The organism is Ensifer sesbaniae, from assembly GCF_013283665.1.
GTDB classification, from domain to species: domain Bacteria; phylum Pseudomonadota; class Alphaproteobacteria; order Rhizobiales; family Rhizobiaceae; genus Ensifer; species Ensifer sesbaniae.
Genome location: NZ_JABEKU010000001.1, coordinates 176,144 through 195,868 on the forward strand (window position 1 = coordinate 176,144; position 19,725 = coordinate 195,868).

Annotated in this window: 17 protein-coding genes; 11 read left to right on the top strand and 6 right to left on the bottom strand. The window is 61.1% G+C overall.

The window, feature by feature from the left end; genetic code table 11:
• Positions 1-121 precede the first annotated feature (121 nt).
• Positions 122-1,681: an ABC transporter substrate-binding protein gene (locus BHMPCIPO_RS00810; protein WP_173515000.1), complete on the bottom strand. Its 1,560-nt coding sequence runs from the start codon at positions 1,679-1,681 to the stop codon at positions 122-124.
• A gap of 1,040 nt (positions 1,682-2,721) precedes the next feature.
• Here BHMPCIPO_RS00810 and BHMPCIPO_RS00815 point away from each other — a divergent pair.
• Both BHMPCIPO_RS00815 and BHMPCIPO_RS00820 read left to right on the top strand, forming a co-directional pair.
• On the top strand, positions 2,722-4,899 hold the full coding sequence (locus BHMPCIPO_RS00815; protein ID WP_173515001.1) for an OmpA family protein: 2,178 nt from the start codon (positions 2,722-2,724) through the stop codon (positions 4,897-4,899).
• 374 nt (positions 4,900-5,273) lie between these two features.
• Positions 5,274-5,699 carry a DUF4168 domain-containing protein gene (locus BHMPCIPO_RS00820; protein WP_173515002.1) on the top strand — a complete coding sequence of 142 codons (426 nt, stop codon included), beginning with the start codon at positions 5,274-5,276 and terminating at the stop codon, positions 5,697-5,699.
• Between the two features lie 223 nt (positions 5,700-5,922).
• Here the strand turns inward: BHMPCIPO_RS00820 and BHMPCIPO_RS00825 are convergent, their stop codons facing one another.
• The 5 genes from BHMPCIPO_RS00825 to BHMPCIPO_RS00845 form a co-directional block, all read right to left on the bottom strand.
• Positions 5,923-6,138, bottom strand: a complete 216-nt coding sequence (locus tag BHMPCIPO_RS00825) for a hypothetical protein (protein ID WP_173515003.1) — start codon at positions 6,136-6,138, stop codon at positions 5,923-5,925.
• A 144-nt stretch (positions 6,139-6,282) separates the two neighbouring features.
• Positions 6,283-7,065, bottom strand: coding sequence for a FadR/GntR family transcriptional regulator (locus BHMPCIPO_RS00830; RefSeq protein WP_173515004.1), 783 nt, complete (start codon positions 7,063-7,065; stop codon positions 6,283-6,285).
• Positions 7,066-7,109: 44 nt separating this feature from the next.
• Complete coding sequence (locus tag BHMPCIPO_RS00835; protein ID WP_173515005.1) at positions 7,110-8,006, bottom strand: NAD-dependent epimerase/dehydratase family protein; 897 nt, start codon at positions 8,004-8,006, stop codon at positions 7,110-7,112.
• A 183-nt stretch (positions 8,007-8,189) separates the two neighbouring features.
• A complete protein-coding gene (locus BHMPCIPO_RS00840) occupies positions 8,190-9,182 on the bottom strand; it encodes a sugar-binding protein (RefSeq protein ID WP_173515006.1) in 993 nt (330 codons plus the stop codon).
• Positions 9,183-9,229: 47 nt separating this feature from the next.
• Complete coding sequence (locus BHMPCIPO_RS00845; protein ID WP_173515007.1) at positions 9,230-10,210, bottom strand: NAD-dependent epimerase/dehydratase family protein; 981 nt, start codon at positions 10,208-10,210, stop codon at positions 9,230-9,232.
• Between the two features lie 172 nt (positions 10,211-10,382).
• Here BHMPCIPO_RS00845 and BHMPCIPO_RS00850 point away from each other — a divergent pair, with 172 nt between their 5' ends.
• The 9 genes from BHMPCIPO_RS00850 (at position 10,383) to BHMPCIPO_RS00890 (ending at position 19,682) form a co-directional block, all read left to right on the top strand.
• Positions 10,383-11,153, top strand: coding sequence for an ATP-binding cassette domain-containing protein (locus BHMPCIPO_RS00850; RefSeq protein ID WP_173515008.1), 771 nt, complete (start codon positions 10,383-10,385; stop codon positions 11,151-11,153).
• A gap of 46 nt (positions 11,154-11,199) precedes the next feature.
• Complete coding sequence (locus BHMPCIPO_RS00855; protein ID WP_173515009.1) at positions 11,200-12,195, top strand: ABC transporter permease; 996 nt, start codon at positions 11,200-11,202, stop codon at positions 12,193-12,195.
• Positions 12,196-12,490: 295 nt separating this feature from the next.
• Positions 12,491-12,991 (top strand): NADH-quinone oxidoreductase subunit J family protein, encoded by a 501-nt coding sequence (locus BHMPCIPO_RS00860; protein ID WP_173515010.1) that lies wholly within the window; start codon positions 12,491-12,493, stop codon positions 12,989-12,991.
• Entirely contained in the window at positions 12,991-13,293 is a 303-nt protein-coding gene (gene nuoK, locus BHMPCIPO_RS00865) for an NADH-quinone oxidoreductase subunit NuoK (RefSeq protein ID WP_077965613.1), read from the top strand. The genes BHMPCIPO_RS00860 and nuoK overlap by 1 nt, the downstream gene beginning before the upstream one ends.
• 4 nt (positions 13,294-13,297) lie before the next feature.
• The gene (locus BHMPCIPO_RS00870; protein WP_173515011.1) at positions 13,298-14,761 is read left to right on the top strand and encodes a monovalent cation/H+ antiporter subunit D family protein; all 1,464 of its coding nucleotides are present in this window, start codon (positions 13,298-13,300) and stop codon (positions 14,759-14,761) included.
• Complete coding sequence (locus tag BHMPCIPO_RS00875) at positions 14,758-15,012, top strand: hypothetical protein (RefSeq protein WP_173515012.1); 255 nt, start codon at positions 14,758-14,760, stop codon at positions 15,010-15,012. The genes BHMPCIPO_RS00870 and BHMPCIPO_RS00875 overlap by 4 nt, the downstream gene beginning before the upstream one ends.
• Positions 15,005-16,765, top strand: coding sequence for a Na(+)/H(+) antiporter subunit D (locus BHMPCIPO_RS00880; protein ID WP_173515013.1), 1,761 nt, complete (start codon positions 15,005-15,007; stop codon positions 16,763-16,765). Before BHMPCIPO_RS00875 ends, BHMPCIPO_RS00880 begins: the two co-directional genes overlap by 8 nt.
• 8 nt (positions 16,766-16,773) lie before the next feature.
• The gene (locus BHMPCIPO_RS00885; RefSeq protein WP_173515014.1) at positions 16,774-18,249 is read left to right on the top strand and encodes a complex I subunit 4 family protein; all 1,476 of its coding nucleotides are present in this window, start codon (positions 16,774-16,776) and stop codon (positions 18,247-18,249) included.
• Positions 18,246-19,682 (top strand): NADH-quinone oxidoreductase subunit N, encoded by a 1,437-nt coding sequence (locus tag BHMPCIPO_RS00890; protein ID WP_173515015.1) that lies wholly within the window; start codon positions 18,246-18,248, stop codon positions 19,680-19,682. Before BHMPCIPO_RS00885 ends, BHMPCIPO_RS00890 begins: the two co-directional genes overlap by 4 nt.
• Positions 19,683-19,725 lie beyond the last annotated feature (43 nt).

Genomic DNA, 19,725 nt, shown 5'->3' on the forward strand with positions numbered 1-19,725 from the left:
GCAGGTGGCAGTCAAGAAATGCGAGGTGATCGCCACGGGCAAGAACGACCCACGGCGCACGCCGAAGCCTCGCAAGTTGAGCAGGAGCTGTAACGATTGCCGTTCCAGCTCCGCATTCGGGCTACTCCGTGAAATGAGTCAGCCAGTGACGCGGCTTGTTGTCCGCCAGCTGGGCGACCCGGTCGATCTTGTTGCTCATCACCCAGGCCATTGGCTGCTGGTGCAACGGCAGCATGATCATTTCGTCCTTGACCATCTGGAGTGCCTTGGTCTGCAGCTCGAGCCGCTTCGTGCGATCCATTTCGGTCGATGCCTGGATGATCAGCTTGTCGATCTCTGGATAGCTCCAGCCACCCCAGTTGAAGACGCCCGCCTTGTCGCTTCGCGTTTCGATCATCTGGAGCAGGATCGAGTAGCTGTCGAGCATCGGCTCGTTCGCCCAGCCGATGATGTAGACGTCAGACAGACCACCCGTGCGCTTGGGCGCCTGTGCGGCCGTCGGGCCGATGTCGAGCTGCGGCTTGAAACCGGCGCGGCTCAGCATGTTGACGATGCTCTGGCAAAGCTCCTCCTCGTTGACATAAGCCTCGTTCGTGCAGACGAGGGTGAAGGGGAGATCGCTGGCGCCGGCTTCGGCGAGCAGCTTTTTCGACAATTCGGGATCGTACGGTACCACCGTGTCCAGGGCCTCGACATATCCCGGAATCTCCGGTGCAATGATCGCGCCCGCCGTCCTAGACTTGCCGCGCATGACCCGCTTCTGGATGAGATCCTTGTCGAGCGCATGGGCGACAGCCTGGCGGACACGCAGGTCGTTGAACTTGTTGTCGACGCCGTCAGCCAGTTTCGGCTTGCGGTTGAAGCCCATCATGATGGTGCGCAGGTCGGTGCGCTCCATGACCTTCAGATTCGGCTGCGCGACAAGGCGCGGAATATCCTGTGCGGGCGCGTTCTCGGTGAAGTTGATCTCGCCCGACAACAGCGCGGCTACCCGCGTTGCGGCCGAAACGATCGGCGTGAACTCGATACGATCGATATTGGACTGCGACTTGTCCCACCACTCGGCGTTCTTGACGAGGACGGTCTTGCTGTCAGGTGTGCGGCTCTCGAGCCTGAACGGACCGGTGCCGTTGGTGTGGTAGGTGGCGTAGCCTTCAATCTTTTTGCCGACGTCCGTCGGCTTCAGCGAGTTATTGTCGGTGAGCCAGGTAAGATCGAAAATGTGGATGTTGGTCAGGTCGTTCAGCAGCAGCGGATAGGGGCCGGTGAGTTCGATATCGACGGTGTGGTCATCGACCTTCTTTGCCGACTTGTAGGCCGGAAGGTTGCCGCGGAGCGGAGAGGCTGGATCGCTGACCCGAGTGAGAGAGGCGATCACGTCGTCCGCGGTGAAGTCGGCCCCGTCGTGGAACTTGACGCCCTCGCGCAGATGGAACCGCCAGACCGTATCCGACACGGTTTCCCAGGACGTCGCCAGCGCCGGCTCGATCTTCAGATTGGCGTCGTAGCGGACAAGCCCCTCGTAGACGTGGTTGAGGAAGGACAGCGTGTAGCTGTCACCATAGGAATAGGGATCGAGCGAATAAATGTCGCGCGAGGCGCCCCATTTCAGCGTTTCCGCATGGCCAGCCGCGGAAAGCACGGCCGACATGACGGCCGCGAGGGTCAATTTCTTGAGCATTCTGCAGTTCTCCCTGGTTGAGGTTACCTATCCCGTGAAGGGGGATCTTCGTCTTTGAAGGCAAGGACGACCCGCAAGCCGTATGTCTAATCGGCGACACGGGTCGGCCAGTGTCGCGACTTGTTGTCGGCGCGGACATGACCTGCTCGATCCTGTCGGCCATCGGCCGCAGGAGCAGCGGGATCATGCGTCCTGGCCACCAGCTTAGGCGCCGCCGTTTCGATGCCAGACGCTCTTGGCGGTCGAGTTCCTTGGCCAGCGAGGCCATCAAATCGTCAGCGTTGGAATCCGCACCGTCATTTGACGTTCTGGCACAGCTTGAGGCGTCGAAGCTCGTCGTCGATCGACGGCCAGTCGATAGCCGGCGCAGACACCACCTTCAGCTCAGGCTCGTTCCCGCACCAATCCTTCATGAATGTGGTTGAGGAACGCGCGGTTCGATGTCGGGCGTGGGAATAGGGATCGAATGAGAGATGTCTCGCGGGCCGGCCCGGCGGAGCGTGTCGGCATGTGCGGCCGTCGCCAAAAGTCCCGCGGATACGCGGTCGCGATGTTCCTGCAAAGACGTTGCATTAACACTGGCTCCTCCCTAGCTCGTGTCTTGCTGATGGCACCATCGCACACAGGGATGGTTTGTCAACGATTTTGTCGACAATTATGCGTACTGTTTACATTAGGTTTGTTGACAATCGTAGGCGGCCGGACCTCACCGCTGTTGCGGGTTGGTCACAGGCAGGTGTGTCGGCCAACATGGGCGGGGCGACCCGCCCGCGCGCCCCGACCGGCAGCCTCCGCATTTTCACCTTTTGGAACAATACGACGGACGAAGCGATCTGCTTTCAGCAGGTCCGGGATCGGCCCGCAAGCGGAACCGATCGGTTGTTGCGGCGTTGGGATTAGCCGGTGGCTGACACAAAAAAGTCGGAGCCGCGGGTCATGGCCCCCTTGGGACGCGCGAACAGGCGCGCCGCCCGATCGGCTTTGACGCGGGCGATAAGCGCAACTGGCGCGGGGACCTCAGAATAAGAGGAAGAAAGATCATGTCGATTCGATCCAAACTTTTCGCAACGGTGGCATGGCCTGTATTCGCCGTATCATTCGCTATGCAGCCGGCGCTGGCGGAGAGCTTGAAGGCGCCGTTTCAGGTAGCGCAGGAAGGGGCCGACCAGCCGTCGCCCGAGGACTTGCTGCTGCTCAAGAAGCGCAAGAAGCAGCGTGCCGCCGAGGAAGGGCAGACAGAACAGCAGCAACCACAGGCCGATGAGCCGCAGCGCCAGGTAGAAGAGCCGGTGCGCAAGAAGCGTAAACAGCAGGCCGAAGAACAGCAGCCCGGCATCGAGGAAAGCGCACCGCGGCAGGCTGAGGAACTGCAGGCACCTGTGCGCAAGAAGCGCAAACAGCAGGCCGAAGAACAGCAGCCCGGCGTAGAGAAAAGCGCACCCCGGCAGGCTGAAGAACTGCAGGCACCTGTGCGCAAGAAGCGCAAGCAGCAAGCCGAAGACCAGCAGCCCGGCGTAGAGGAAAGCGCACCGCGGCAGGCTGAGGAACTGCAGGCACCTGCGCGCAAGAAGCGCAAGCAGCAAGCCGAAGACCAGCAGCCCGGCGTAGAGGAAAGCGCACCGCGGCAGGCTGAGGAGCAGCAAGCACCTGTGCCGAAGAAGCGCCAGCAGCAGGCCGAAGAACAGCAGCCCGGCGTAGAGGAAGGCACCCCTCAGAAGGCCGAGGAACAGCAGGTACCTGTGCCCAAGAAGCGCAAGCAGCAGGCTGAAGGACAGCAACCGGAGGAGCAGAAGGCCATCGAACAGCGTGCCTCACCGAAAGGCGCAACCGCTCAACCCTCCGCCGAGCAGCCAACGCCGCAGACCGGCGAAGGTGAGCAGCAGCCGGATCCGGGGACCGAACAACCCGCAACGGCCGAGCAGCGCCAGGGTGAGGAACCTCAGGCCAAGCCCGCTCCGATCGTCGTCGACAAGCGCACGAAGGAAGAGAAGCGCAAGATCGCCCAGGATCCTGCGGCGACCGACGAAACCGTGGTGCTTCCCGTCGATAACGGCGCGGCTGTGCTCGACAGTGACAAGGACGCCGACAACGCCGGTGGCGAGCGGGCGCGCGAGGCCCGGCGCAAACAGCGCGAAAAACTGCGCGCCCAGGAGAAGAACGTAGCACCGCCGACCGACGACGCCGCGGCCCAGGCGGAGATTCCGGCCGAGGTGCGGCAGGCGGCTCCAAAGAGGATCGCGGCTGCGATGAAGGAAGAGGGCGAGCGCGTCGAAGCGGCGCCGGCCTTCGCCGTCCCGGAGACGACGAACATTGTCAACAACACGGTGATCAACAATACGACGGTCAACAACACGACGAACGTGACCGAGGTGCAGGTGGTCGAGAGGGTCGACGATCGCGTTGTCCTCGGCGTCGGTGACCAGATCTTCGTGCGTGGCGACGATCGGCCGAGGCTCCGCCGCGATTCCGAGGAGAGCTACTACGATCAGCTGTCGCGCGGCCGCGTTCGTGAAACGATCGTTCGCCCGGGTGGCTACCAGATCGTCACGGTCTACGATCGGTACGGCAACATCCTGCAGCGTTCGCGCATCGACCGCGACGGCAACGAATATGTGCTGATCTACGCACCGGACTATCAGGAGGAACGTCCGGCGATCATCGACGTCGGTTACGACCTGCCGCCGATGCGCCTGACGATTCCGGTCGACGAGTACATCGTCGATTACTCGGAAGAACCGGATCTGGACTACTACGAATTTCTGTCCGAGCCGCCGGTCGAACAGGTCGAGCGAGTCTATACGATCGATGAGGTCCGCAATTCGGCCCGCCTCCGTGACAAGGTCCGGCGCATCGATCTCGACACGATCCACTTCGCGACGGGTAGCGCCGAAGTATCGATGTCCCAGGCAAAGACACTGCGAAAGGTCGCCGACGCAATGCAGAAGATCCTCGACAAGGATCCCGGTGAAACCTTCTTCATCGAGGGGCACACGGACGCTGTCGGTTCCGACCGCTCGAACCTGGTGCTCTCCGACGAGCGCGCCGAGTCCGTCGCAGTCCTCCTGACCGAGGTCTATGGCATCCCGGCGGAAAACCTGGTCACTCAAGGCTATGGTGAGCGCTTCCTGAAGATCCGCACGCAGGAGCCGGAGGAGGAAAACCGCCGTGTGACCATCCGCCGCGTGACACCGCTGGTGCGCCCAGTGGCGCAGCGGTAACGGAAATCTGCATCGCCATGCGCATGAAAAGCCGCATGGCGATGCAGATTCTGATGACCTCCTGTGGCCGCCTGCTGGTTATTGCCGATCACAGGAATGCGAAGTGATGATCGACCCGATCAAGCAACGAACTCTGCAAAACCACTCAGATACCGGCTGTGAATGCCGGTCCAGCCCCCCACTATTTCTGCTCTGGCTCGCCCCGTGAGCCACAAAGCTGCCGTTCAATGGTCAGCAAATTGCCCCGGTACCGCCGCAGCGAGCCCTTGCAAGGGCTTCATCGTTCCGGCCGCGTTCGGTATCCGGCCGACGTGAGGGGCGATTGAAGGCAGTTCCGCTGCCGATCACGTCATGCACATCACAGAGGAACGAATATGATGACTCGTTACACATCCATTGCGTCGCTGACGGCTGCAATCTTCAGCGTCATGGTCTTCACTCCGGCATCTGCCCTTGAAATTGCTCAGGCGCAAGAGACGCAGCCGACGCAGGGACAGACCGACAACAAGGGCACGGGGGCCGTCATCAGCGATCAAAAGATCGAAGCCTTTGCTGTTGCCTATCTGCAGGTCGACAAGGTCAGGCAGGAATATTCCGCAAAGATAGAAGCGACATCGGACGCGGCGGCAAAGAAAGCGCTGGAGACCGAAGGCAGCAAGAAAATGGTCGAAGCCGTCAAGGCCTCGCCGTCCATTTCGGTCGAAGAATATTCGGCGATCCTTACCGCGGCGCAGAGCGATCCGGCCGTCGCCAAGAAGGTCCAGGCAGAACTTCAAAAGACGGCTCCGGCACAGCAATAGATGACTTCGGCGGCAATCGGATTGCCGCACTCTGCGCGTAGCCCGCGGGATCACCTTGCGGGCTTCTCGCCGCCAAGCGCCGGATGCGAACGCGATCACCGGCTTCGCTATCGGTGACGCCTTCTTATGATCCGAAAGGGCGGGGAACGGCATCCGGAGCGTAAAGTCGTTCGGGGAGTGTAAAAGTTAAACCTGCTTGTTCAGCCAGTCCAAACCAACTCCTTCACTGCAACCAGGATGCCCGTGCATCCTCATCATGAGCGAGGAATTGCGTCAGGGCTGAAAGCAATGCCTCCGCACTGTAGCGATCGAGCAAGACCTCGATTGTTCCGCCGGTCGAGCCGGCGAGTTCGAAAGTGCCCAGAAGCGGGTCGCTCGACAATACACTGACGGCGCTGCCGTGGAACTCGGCGTTCATTGTGATCTCGGAGTCCTTCATGGTTCTCTCTCCAAGGTTATATGAGTAGATTATAATATATTCGAGAGCGAACTGAAGAAGGATTCTGGGGCTGGCGTCTGGATTTCGACCGTGAGCAAGCGGCAAGGCCAGCCGCTCACGCCTCCCTGTCGTATGACCTCACGATCACACCTTGCGCTCCGGCTGCGCAATGAGTTCATCGGTATTGGCCAGAAGCCGCCGCACGGCGGTGCGGGCCGCGTTCGGGCGTCGAAGGCGAATGCTTTTCTCGATGTTCTCATGGAGTTTCAGGGCATGGACGGAGCTGCTGTCCTCCCGAGTTACCAATTGGAAAAGGTGGTTGAGCGCAGATTCGATCAGCGCCCCCAGTGGTACCAGGAGATCGTTTCCGGAGGCATGCAGGATTGCAAGGTGGAAGCGCGTGTCAGCCTGGATGCGGCTCTGCAACGTTGACGCCTGTTGCATGTCTCTCAATGCCGCGTTGATTTCGGCCATCTGCTCGCTGCTTCGGCGGGTGGCAGCAAGCGCCGTCGCTTCCGGCTCCAGGATGTGGCGAAATTCCTGCACGGTCTTGAGGAACTGCAGTCGGTCAGGTGAGGCCGCGTACCAACCAAGCACATCGCGATCGAGCAGGTTCCAACGCTCCTTCGGTTCGACCCAACTTCCGATTTTCGGGCGCGAGGCAAGCAGCCCCTTAGCCATCAATATCTTGATCGCCTCTCTGACCGCAGTGCGGCTGACGTCGAAGATTTCCGCCCATTGCGCCTCGTTCGGCAGGATCGATCCAGGCGGATAGTCGCCACGCACGATCTTGAGCCCTATGTCATCGGCAAGCGACATGTGAACGCTGGGTCCCGACATGCGCGGCGCGTCGAGACGTCGGCTTGCACGCGCCGCCTCCACCGCGGCCGCTCCGGTGGAGACTTTTCCTGATTGTCGTTCGGCCATTTTCGTCATTTTCTCGCGTCTATGCCGCCCTGCCGCGCATTGCGTCATCTGACGGCAACATATTTCCGCCAGCTGTGTTGCGGTTGAAAACCGAGCATCGCGCGTGCTTTGCGGTTTGATAAGAGCGTCTCGTATTCGCCGAGCTGTCCCTTGACCGGCACGCCTTGGTAGAAGCGGTCGATCAGTTCCAGGGTGGGAATGTCGGAAGACGTATCGTCGCTTGCCGCGTTGAAGACTTGGAACCCGAGGCCATCGGTTTCCACGGCCTTGAGCGTGATCTGGCCGAGGTCGCGCGCATCGACATAGCTCCAGGCAATGCGCTTGCGAAAGCCCGGATCCGCGAACCAGCTTGGGAAGAGATGGTATTCGTGCGGCTCGATGACATTGCCGATCCGCAACGCATAGATGTCGGCGCCGCTCCTGAGTGCAAAGGCGCGCGCGGTCTTTTCGTTGACGACCTTGGAAAGCGCATAGCTATCCATCGGGTCGACATCATAGTCTTCGTCGAGCGGAAAATAGCGAGGGTTCCGCGGCTCGTTGGCGAAGACGAGGCCGTAGGTCGTCTCACTCGATGCAATGACGATCTTGCGGATGCCAAGCTTTACCGCCGCCTCAATGACATTGTAGGTGCCCATCGCATTGACGCGGAAGAGCTCGTTGTCGGGGGCGATCAGGATGCGCGGGATTGCGGCAAAGTGGACGACGGCATCGATTGGCTGTGGTGCGAGCGACGGATCGAATTCGTGCAGGCCCGTGTAACTCGACAGCGCGTTGAACACCTGGCCGCTGTCTGTGATGTCGGTGAGCAGCGTGCGCACCTTCGGGTTGTCGAGGGGCCTTGTGTCGAGGTTGAGAATCTGGTGGCCGTGCTCGACGAGGTATTGTACGACATGGCGGCCGGCCTTGCCGCTGCCTCCGGTGAAGATGATCCGCTTGCTCATTGTATTCTCCATATCCTGCAAGATTGGTGGATGATCCCTATCGATGATAGTTCGCAAGGGGGATCTTCCAAGCGGCGTCGTTACAGGTTGCCGCGGCCAGCCAGCAAGACGGGGCGCTGACCGCGGTCGTAGCGGATAGGGCGATGGCCCGGGGAACTCGTCAAAGGGCGCCCCGGCGGCGATTTACTTCTGGATGCAGGTGTCCGCCGTGTCCTTGGTGCATTCGTCGAGACCCGTGAATACCGGATCTTCCACCGGTTTGCCGGCAATGAGGTCCATCATGACCGACGGCGCCTTGTAGCCCATTTCGAACGGGCGCTGGCCGACGAGCGCAGTTACGAGGCCTTCCTTGGCAATCGCCACTTCCTCGCCGATCGTGTCTGCCGCGCCGATGACGAATTCATTCTTGGCGATTTTGTCCGCCATCGGTTTGAACAGGTCGCGATAGGGTTGCGGTGCCCCGAAAAGCGGCCAGCCGCCCATGATGCCGAAGGCGTCGAGATCGGGATTGGCAGCGAGGATATCCGTCATCGCCTGCACGCCCTTGGCGCCGTCGTCATTGGTAAAGACCGGGCAACCTGCGACCTCCGTCCAGCCGCCTTCGCCCTTCAGTTCGGTCAGCCCTTCTTTCCCGGTGAGAACGTCACGCATTCCCTGGGCACGCCGCAGGATGTTGTCGGCACCAGGGTTGCCTTCGATCGTGCAGATCTTGCCGCCGTTCGGTTTGGCCTTCTTGATGTATTCGGCGATCCGCGCCCCCATCATGTAGTTGTCGGTGCCGAGATAGGTCTTGCGCAAGCCCGCATCCTCCTTCGCGAGGTCGGCGTCGAGTGTCATGACCGGGATTGTCGGGTTGGCTGTCTTCAGTGTCTGGGCAATCAGCTTGGCGTTGGATGGCGAAATGGCGATCGCAGCCGTGCTGGACTTGCCGAGCATATCCTGGACGATCTGCGCCTCGCCGGCTTCGTCGGAGGTCGACGCAGGGCCGGTATAGAAGCACTCATATTCCGAGCTTGTGTTTTCCTTGTTCCACTTCTGGCATCCCTGATTGATTGCCTCGAAGAACGGATTGTCGAGGCCCTTGACGACAATGACGAGCTGCTTCTTCGACTGGGCTCCGGCGGGGCCGGTGGCCAGCGCGAGTGCTGCAACTGCAAGCACCAATGCTTTCCTCATTCTATCCTCCCGTTGAACAAGCGGACACTATCCGTCCGCGGCACAAATCAACCCGGATACCAGACGATGCGAGGATCGTTTTGCGGACGCTCGTATTGCCAGGCCTGGTCGATAAGCCTTTCGAGATCGTATTCTGGCTGCCAGTCGAGCAGGTATTTTGCCTTGCTGTTGTCCATCCAGTTTGAGTGGAAATGGCTTGGAACGTCGACGGACGGCAAGCCGCGCGTGCGCTTGAGGTAGCTTGCGACCTCGCCATAATCCACCGGGCGGTCCATGGCGATGTTGAAACACTGGCGCGCTGCGCGCGGATTGTCGATCGCGCTAAGCACTGCCGACACGAGATCGCTGACGTGGACGAAGTTGCGCTTGAGCGGCCTTCCATCGGCATCGCGCAGCAGCGGCACCGTTCCGGCTTCGGCGTGACGCTTGGCTTCGTCGGGCGCAAAATAAGTCTTCCAGTCGGGTCCGCCGAACACGTCGTCGCCGAAGGAGAGCGAGTACTTGAAGTCGTCCTTTTCCATGATCCACGGCGCCCGAAGGCAACAGACGTTCATCCCGTATTGGATTGCGTACTGCTCGACGATCACCTCCTCGAGCACTTTCGAGAGCGCGTAGCAGCCGGGATAGGCGCGGTGCGGTGTCGCCTCGGTTATCGGTCCGTCATGAGCATGGAAGAAATGGCCGACCGCTGCGTCGCCGCCGATCAGGATGAACTGCCGGGCTGTTGGGCTCATTCTGAACGCTTCGAGCAGCCAGAAGAGGCCCTTGACCGTCACGTCCATGACGTCGGCGGGTGTTTCCTTGCAGGTCGCGAGATGCACGACGTGGCTGACACCGGCAATCGCACCTTCTGCGACCGCGCGATCGGCTATGGAGCCGCGGATGATGCCAAGCCGCTCGGTCGGAGCGAGCACGCGGTTGTGGCAAAGCGCGCGAATGCGCGCTTGCGAAAAACGTGGCCGATCAAGCAGCGTTGCTATGAGGTGCCGCCCGACCTTGCCAGTTGCCCCGGTGACAAGGATAAGCATGCTCATCTCCCAAGCACTAGCTAATATACGATTGCTTCGCCCGTCAATGTCTATTTGTCATACAAAACAGGTTTATCGGGTGAGAGATCATTGACGCGTTCATGACGATTTGCGTAAATAAGCAGCCGTTTGCTCGCGAGGAGGCGGGCATACGGCGAGGCGTCCTGGCGGATTGGCGCGTCTTGGCGAGTCTGGAAGGCTGGTCGTGCTGCTAGAACTCAGCAATATTTCCAAGCACTTCGGGGCCATACAGGCCGTGAACGACATTTCGCTGTCGTTGGAGGCCGGTCAGGTTGTCGGCCTTATGGGCGACAATGGCGCCGGCAAATCGACGCTTGTCAAAATGATCGCAGGCAATTTCCGTCCGAGCCACGGAACCATGCGTCTCAACGGCAACGATATCGTCCTGCATCGCCCCATCGAGGCAAGGCAGTTCGGCATCGAGATCGTTCACCAGGATCTGGCTCTTTGTGACAACCTCTCCGCGGCCGCGAATGTCTTCCTCGGCCGCGAACTGAGGCGCGGTATCGGCCCCTTGCGCGTGCTAGACTATAAGGCAATGTACCGCCGCGCCGGGGAGATCTTCAAGGAACTCCGCTCTGAGACCAGGCCACGCGACCTCGTGCGGCAGATGTCGGGTGGGCAGCGGCAAGCGGTGGCGATTGCGCGTACGATGATTTCGCAGGCGAAGATCGTCTTGATGGACGAGCCGACAGCGGCAATTTCCGTGCGCCAGGTGGCCGAAGTACTGCATCTGATCCGGCAACTGCGCGATCGCGGCATCCTGGTGGTGCTCATCAGCCACCGTATGCCCGATGTCTTCGAGGTCGCCGATCGAGTCGTCGTCATGCGCCGGGGCCGCAAGGTGGCGGACAAGCCGATCGCAGAGACCTCGCCGGAGGAGGTGACGGGGCTGATTACCGGCGCCATCGAGGGTGGATGAGGGGAAGGCAAACTCAATCGTCTGCACCGGAGGAACGGGAGGAACGATGGCAACGACGCTGGACCAGACGATCGCCCGCAGGCAGCGCACGCTCGGAGGAGCGATCCTTGGCAATCAGACCTTCTGGGTTCTGGTTGCCGTCATCCTTGCCTGCATTTTTCTGTCCTTTGCCACCGACAGCTTCGCGACGGCAAAGAACCTCTACAACATCACCCGCAACGTCACCTTCGTCGCAATCATCGCACTCGGTATGACGCTCGTCATCATCACTGGAGGGATCGACCTCTCGGTGGGCTCGGTCCTCTGCCTGTGCAGCATGGTGCTCGCGGTCACGATGCACGCGGGATACGGCATCGAGACGGGAATTGCCGTCTCTGTCGCAACGGCGCTGGTGATCGGCGCGTTCAATGGCATCCTCATTGCCTATCTCGGCTTTCCGCCCTTTGTCGTGACGCTCGGCATGCTCTCGATTGCCCGGAGCCTGGCGATGGTCGCGTCCAACAATACCGTGGTCTTCCAGTTCGGCCCAGACCACGACAAGCTGCTGGCGCTCGGCGGCGGGTCCGTCTTCGGTATCGCCAACCCGGTGATCTACATGATCGTGCTGGCACTTTTGACCGGGTTCGTGCTGCGCTGGACGCGGATTGGCCGCTACATTTACGCCATTGGCGGCAACGAGCAGGCGGCCGTTGCGACGGGCCTCCCGGTACTGCCCATCAAGGTCTGTGTCTACATGGTCTCGGCGCTCTCGGCCGGCATCGCCGGTATCATCCAAACCGGCTGGCTCGGGGCGGTGACAACCAATATCGGCGCCGGCATGGAGCTGCAGGTCATCGCCGCCGCCGTGATCGGCGGGGCGAATCTCGCCGGCGGCGTCGGCACTGCCTTCGGCGCGCTCGTCGGTGCAGCACTGATCGAGGTGATCCGCAACAGTCTTGGGCTTCTCGGCATCAGCGCCTTTTGGCAGGGCACGTTCATCGGCAGTGCGACGATTCTCGCGGTCCTTTTCGATCGCATCCGCAATTTCCGCCAGAGCGAGTAGCGCTCAGCCTTCCGGCGCAAGGGACCGCAAATTTGCGTGGGCTCATGAAATCGTCAGTTTTGGAGCGCGCGCAGACTGGCCAAGACGGAGGTCGTCCTGGCGGTCGCGCACCGGCAGATCGCCTATGGGAACCCGGCTTGGGCTCAGTGCGGCCCCATTGAATTGTGTTGCCGACAATATTCTTGTGAAAAACCCTTCCCTAAGGCACAATTTATGAACGCAACTGAAGTGCGGCGCTATCTAAATTCCGGCCGTCACGCGCCGCAGAATGGTTCGCGCGGGAGAGGCTGCGTCAATGGGCCAGGGGTTCTTCCTTTTGTTTGCTGCGGGGGCCGTGATCACTGCCCTGACAGTCGTCCTGGCGCGCAACCCGGTTCATAGCGCATTGGCGCTGATGGCATGTTTCCTGCAAATCTCGGCAATCTTCGTTCTGCTCGAGGCACCGTTGCTCGCGGTTGTGCAGATCTTCGTCTATGTCGGCGCCATCATGGTCCTCTTCCTGTTCGTGATCATGATGATCGACGTGCGCGAAGCAATGCTGCAGCGGTTTCTGCCCGGGCGAAATCTGCCTGCATTGGTGCTGCTCCTCCTGCTTGGCGTCGAGATGCTTGCGCTGGTGTTCTGGAGTGGGCGCTTTTCGGCGGCTGAGCCGATCGCGCCACGTGGCGGCGACCAAGTCAGGCAGCTCAGCACGACACTTTTCGCCGACTATCTCCTGCCGTTTGAAGTCGCCTCGATCATCCTTCTCGCGGCACTCGTCGGTGCCATCGTGCTGGCGCGCAAGGAGTCCGGGTGATGGTTCCGCTCTGGTGGTACATTTCGCTCGCAGTGGTCCTGTTCGTGATCGGAGCCGCGGGTGTGCTGCTCAGGCGCAATATCCTGGTCGTGCTGATGTCGCTCGAGCTGCTGCTGAACTCCGTCAACATCAATTTCATTGCCTTCGGACGTTACTACGATGATTTTCGCGGACAGATATTCGCGATCTTCGTCATCGCCATCACCGCGGCGGAGGTTGCCGTCGCCCTCGGCATTCTGGTCGCCCTCGTGAGGAACAAGTCCACCCTCAAGATCGACGACGTGACGACGATGAAAGGATAGCGGCTTGGAACCGGTGCTGTCAGTCCGGCCGCTACTTGCCGTCGCCATCGCCGGGCTGGCGGCACTTGCAGTTCTCCTTCTTAACAAGCATGAGAAAATCCGGGATGCCGTCTCGCCTCCGGCCGCGGTCGCCATGTTCGCGATCGTGATCTCGATGGCGCCCACCGTGCTGGCGGGCCGCACCGTCGAACAGCGCCTGTTCGAGATCCTGCCGGGGATCGACTTTGCTTTCCGGGTCGATGCGCTCGGCATGGTGTTTGCCACCGTCTCGTCGCTCCTTTGGATTGTCGCGGCAGTCTATTCCATCGGCTACATGCGGCACCTGAACGAGCACGCACAGACCCGCTTCTTCGCCTGCTTTGCCACCAGTCTCGCGGCGGCAGTCGGTGGTGCTTTTGCCGCCAATCTCTTCACGCTGGTGATCTTCTACGAGGTGCTGAGCCTCGTGACCTATCCGCTCGTCTATCACCATGAGGACGAAGAGGCCTGGGCGGGAAGCCGCAAGTACCTCGTCTACTTGATGGGGGCGTCAAAGAGCGTGCTTCTCGCCGCGCTGGCGCTGACCTATCAAATTGCCGGATCGCTCGACTTTCTACCCGGCGGGTTGCTGGCGAGGGCCGATGCCTCGGCGCCGCTGCTGACGATTATCTATTTCTGCTACCTCTTTGGTTTCGCCAAGGCCGCAGTGATGCCGATGCATGCCTGGCTGCCCGCTGCGATGGTTGCACCGACGCCGGTCAGTGCGCTCTTGCATGCCGTGGCGGTGGTGAAGATGGGCGTGTTCTGCGTGCTGCGGGTCGTGTTCCATGTCTTCGGCGTGGATTTGGTCGGCAGGCTGGGGCTCGGAATTGCAACGGCCTATCTCGTCTCCTTCACCATCTTGATGGCGTCGATCTACGCACTGACGCGGGATGACCTCAAGGCGCGGCTCGCCTATTCGACCGTCAGCCAGCTTTCCTACGTGGTGCTAGGCGCGGTGCTTTTATCCCCCGTCGCGATGGTCGGCGGTATCATTCATATCGCGGTGCACGCCTTCTCCAAGATCACGCTGTTTTTCTGTGCCGGATCGATCTACTGCGCCTCGGGAAAACGAAACATCAGCGACATGGCCGGCATTGGCCGCCGGCTGCCCTGGACGATGGGGGCGTTCTTCGTCGCTTCACTCAGCATGATCGGCGTGCCGCCGACCGCCGGTTTCGTCAGCAAGTGGTATCTGACGCTCGGCTCGGTCGAAGCTGGCGAGATGGCTTTCCTGGCCGTCCTCTTGGCGAGTTCGGTCCTCAACGCCGCCTACTTCCTGCCGGTGAGCTATATCGCTTTTTTCAAAGCGGACGCGCCGGGAGCGGTGGAGCCGGTCCGTGAAATTCCGCTGGTAACGATCCCGCTGGTCGCGACCGCGGCCTTGTCGGTGCTGATGGGTATCTTCCCCGGTTACTTCCTCGCCTTGGCGGAAGGAGTGGTCAGATGATCAAGCGTGTCGTCGATTTCTTTGGTGACGAGGGCCATGCGAGGTCGCGCCGCCGATTGTTCTATCTCATGCTCGTTCTGGTCGTTGTCGCCGATCTTCTGGTTGCGCGCGAACACGCCGAATATTTATGGGACCGTTTGCCTGGCTGGTCCGCCGCCTACGGCTTCGGCTCCTGTGTGCTGCTTATTTTCGTTTCCAAGTTCCTCGGCCATCAGGGCGGGCTCATGCGGCGCGAGGACTATTATGATTGACTTCGTCCATCCCGCACTTCTGTTCATTCTTGGCGCCGTGCCAATCCCGTTCCTGAAGGGATCGATCCGCAAGGCCTACCTGGTGCTGGTTCCCGCTTTGGCGATCGTCGCGGTCCTCACGATGGAGCCAGGCAATCATGGCGCGGGGCAATTCATCGGGCAGGAAATCCTGTTTGCAAAGGTCGACAAGCTCAGCATCGTCTTTGCCACTGTTTTCACCATCATGGCGCTGATCGGCACGATCTACGCGCTGCATCTGCCAACGGCGGGCCAGCATGTGGCCGCCTTCGTCTACGTTGGCGGCGCGCTCGGCGTGGTCTTCGCCGGCGATTACCTGACGCTCTACCTCTTTTGGGAAGGCATGGCGCTCGCCTCGGCCTATCTGGTCTTCGCGCAAGGGGGCGAACAGGCGATCCGTGCCGCCTTCCGCTATCTGATGGTTCATGTCACGGGTGGTGTCGTTCTGCTTGGCGGCATCGTGCTTCACGGGCTCGCCGCCGGCTCACTGCTCTTCGGCCCGATTGCGGGAACGATGGGTATCGGCGGCTATCTGATCCTTGCAGGCTTCCTCCTCAATGCCGCCGTGCCGCCGCTCAACGCCTGGCTGACCGACGCCTATCCTGAAGCGACCGTCACGGGGGCGGTGTTCATGAGCGCCTTCACGACGAAGACGGCCGTCTACGTGTTGGCGCGCGCGTTTCCGGGGACCGAGCTTCTTGTCTGGCTTGGCACGGTGATGGCGCTCTACGGCGTCATCTACGCGGTGCTGGAAAACGACTGTCGGCGGCTGCTCGCCTATCATATCGTCAGCCAGGTGGGTTACATGGTGGCGGGCATCGGTATCGGTACCGAAATGGCCGTGAACGGAGCCGCCAGCCACGCCTTCGCCCATATCCTCTACAAGGCGCTTCTTTTCATGGGAGCGGGAGCGGTGATCGAGGTCACCGGGCGGCGCAAGCTCACCGAACTGGGCGGGCTCTACAAGACCATGCCGCTGACGGTTGCCCTCTACATGATCGGCGCCTTCGCGATCTCGGCCTTTCCGTTCTTTTCGGGTTTCGTCACCAAGTCGATGGTTATAGCTGCCGCCGGGCAGGACCACCGGGCGCTCGTGGTTCTGGCGCTCACGATGGCATCGTCGGGGACGTTCCTGCACACCGGCCTCAAGCTGCCGTATTACATGTTTTTCGGAACCGATCGAAAGCTGGAAGGGCGCGAGCCGCCTCGCAACATGCTGGTTGCCATGGCGATTGCGGCGGTGTTTTGCATCGTGATTGGCGTGTTCCCGGGGCCGCTCTACGCGCTCCTTCCCCATCCTGTCGCCTTCGAGCCCTATACGGACGCCCACGTCACCGAGAGCCTCGCTCTGCTGATGTTTACGGCGCTGGGCTTTGTCCTGTTCCTGAAAGCGCTCGATCCGGAAAACACTGTTAGCATCGACACGGACTGGTTCTACCGAAAGGGCGCGCAGGCCTTCCTGTGGTTCGCCGAGAAGCCGCTGGCGCGCTATGAAAAGGCAGTGAGCAACGTGTCCGACTCCGTTGCGCTGCCGCTCCTGCACGGGACGGCGCGGGCCGGACTGCGGGTCGATCTCAATGGTGTCGATGCCGCCGTGAATGGCCTCGCCCGCGCGATCCTTGTTGGCGGTGGCGCGCTCCGGCGTCTGCAGACCGGCGTCGTCACTCACTACGCGCTCGCCATGATCGCCGGTGTGATCGCGGCGGTCGCCGTTTTTGCCGTCGTGTGGCAGTAGGAGGTGTGATGGCGTTCCCTCTGCTCAGCCTGATCGTCCTCGTACCCGCCGCCGGGGCAGCGGTTGTGATGTTCCTGCGCAGCGACGATCTCGTGCGATGGGCGGCACTTACCGTCACTTTACTCGACCTGGCGCTCGCCATCGTGATGCTTGCCGGTTTCGACACCGGGACCTCCGGGATGCAATTCGTCGAGAGGCGCCCATGGGTGCCGGCGCTCGGCATTACCTTTGCGCTCGGCGTCGACGGGATCAGCGCGCTCTTCGTGTTTCTCACGGCGCTGCTGGGCTGGATCTCGGTGCTCGCCTCATGGATCGCCATCGACCGCAAGGTGAAGCAGTTCACGATCAGCCTGCTGGCGATGCAGGCCCTGATGCTGGGTGTGTTCTCGGCGCTCGACCTCTTCCTGTTCTACGTTTGCTGGGAAGCGATGCTGATCCCGATGTATCTGATCATCGGCGTCTGGGGCGGCGACGGTCGGGTCTATGCGGCATTCAAGTTCTTCCTCTACACCTTGGCGGGCAGCCTCCTGTTCCTGGTCGGGATCATCGTGCTGTACTTCGAGGGCGGCAGGACCTTCGACATCCTCGCCTTGATGGCGCTTGACCTGCCGTTCGAGGTTCAGTCCTGGCTGTTCTTCGCCTTCCTCGTGGCATTCGCAGTCAAGGTGCCGATGGTGCCGTTCCATACCTGGCTGCCGGACGCCCATGTGCAGGCTCCGACGGCGGGCAGCATCATCCTCGCCGGAGTGCTTCTGAAGATGGGCGCCTACGGCTTCCTGAGGTTCTCACTGCCAATGCTGCCGGAGGCTTCGGTATATTATTCGACCCTGATGATGGCGCTCTCGGCACTCGCGATCGTCTATGGCGGCCTGCTTGCGCTGGCGCAGGACGATCTGAAGAAACTGGTGGCCTATTCCAGCATCAGCCACATGGGTTTCGTGACGCTTGGGATTTTTGCCCTCAACCCGCTCGGCCTCCAGGGCAGCATCCTGCAGATGTTCAATCACGGCGTGACGACCGGCGCGCTGTTTCTGTTCGTTGGCCTGATCTACGAGCGGACCCACACCCGCAGCATCGCCGACTATGGCGGACTGATGAAGGTCGCGCCTGTCTACACCGGATTTCTGGCGCTGTTCGTGCTGTCCTCGATGGCACTGCCGGGGACGAATGCGTTCGTCGGCGAGTTGCTGGTGCTGTCGGGCGGGTTTGCGGCCAACCTTGCCCTTGGCGCGATCGCAGTTTTGGGGGCATTGTTGGGCGCGGCCTATTTGCTCGGCATGTATCGGAGAGTGGCGCTTGGCCCGGCGAACGTCGGTGCGCGGTTCAAGGTCCGCGATGTCAATGGCCGCGAGATGGCAGCGATCCTGCCGCTCGCCGTCTTCGTGCTCTGGGTCGGGCTCTACCCAAAGCCCTTTCTCGCCATCATCGATAGCTCGGCGATGCATCTCTTGCAGCAACTCCACGACAAGGGGAGCGGCCCATGACCGCCGCAGCGCTCCTTCCGTCGATCCTAGCGAGCCTGCCCGAAATCACCGTGGTTGCGGGAGCCTGCATCCTGCTGATCGTCGGACAGTTGGTGCCGAAGGGACAGGAAGCCATCATTGTCTGGGCCTCGGTCGCAGTCGTGCTCTTTGCCGCCCTGGCAACATTCACGCTGTCGGGTGGGCCGCCGGCCTATGCGGGCATGTTCGTGGCCGACCCGTTCTCCGTCTTCTTCAAGTCGCTGTTCTACCTGGCGGTCGTCCTGACGTTTCTGCTCTCGCGTAATTATGCCGACATTGAGGGGATCGGCGGCAGCGAATACTACGTGCTGTTGCTCCTTGCACTTTCCGGCATGATGATCATGGCCTCGGCCATCGATCTCCTGTCGATCTATGTCGGCCTCGAATTGATGGTGCTCTGCACCTACGTGCTGACCGGCTTCCTGCGGCGTGAACAACGGTCAAACGAGGCGGCGTTGAAATACGTGATCCTCGGCGCGGTCTCGACCGGGATTTTCCTCTATGGCGTCTCGCTGGTCTACGGCCTCACCGGCACGACGCAACTGGACCGGATGGCGGCGGCCGTCACCGGCGATCCGCTCGATCCGGGCCTGCTGCTGGCGGTGGTCTTCATCGTCGCCGGACTGGTCTTCAAGATTGGCGCGGTACCGTTCCACATGTGGGTGCCGGATGTCTACGAGGGCGCACCGACGACGATAACCGCCTTCATGTCTGTCGGGCCCAAGGCGGCGAGCTTCGCGGTGATCCTCAGAGTGTTCCTCAACCCCCTTGTTGCCGGCTCCAATGTCTGGATCATATTGGCCGTGATCGCGGTGGTGACGATGGCGCTCGGCAGTTTCGTGGCGCTGGTGCAGGATAATTTCAAGCGCCTGCTCGCCTATTCCAGCATCGCCCATGCTGGCTTTGCCATTTTCGGCATCGTAGCCGGCGGTGCCGACGGGATCGCCAGCGTGATGCTCTACCTGCTGATCTACACCTTCATGAATCTCGGTATCTTCGGTGCCGTCATCATGATGCGAAACGGCAATTTCTCGGGCGAGGTTATCGAGGAGTATGCGGGTTTCGCCAAGATGCATCCGGGGCTGGCATTGTTGATGTTGCTCTATCTGTTCTCGCTCGCGGGCATTCCGCCGACAGCCGGCTTTTTCGCCAAGTTCTATGTGCTGGTGGCGCTCGTCGAACGTGGTTTCGTCTTGCTGGCCGTGATCGCAGTGCTCTTGAGCGCTGTTGCCGCCTATTTCTACATCCGTATCGTCATGGTGATGTTCATGCGCGAGCCGGCGCGGGAGTTCGAGCCGGCGCTAACGCCCCTGGTCGGTGCTGCTCTCGCCGTCACTGCCGCCGGCACTGTCGGCATCGGTTTGTTTCCTGCGTGGTTTCTAAGGCTGGCGCAGCAGTCGGCCTTCGGCGGCTGAGCGATCGGATTTGCATTGGCCTATCCGACGGAATAAACTAGCA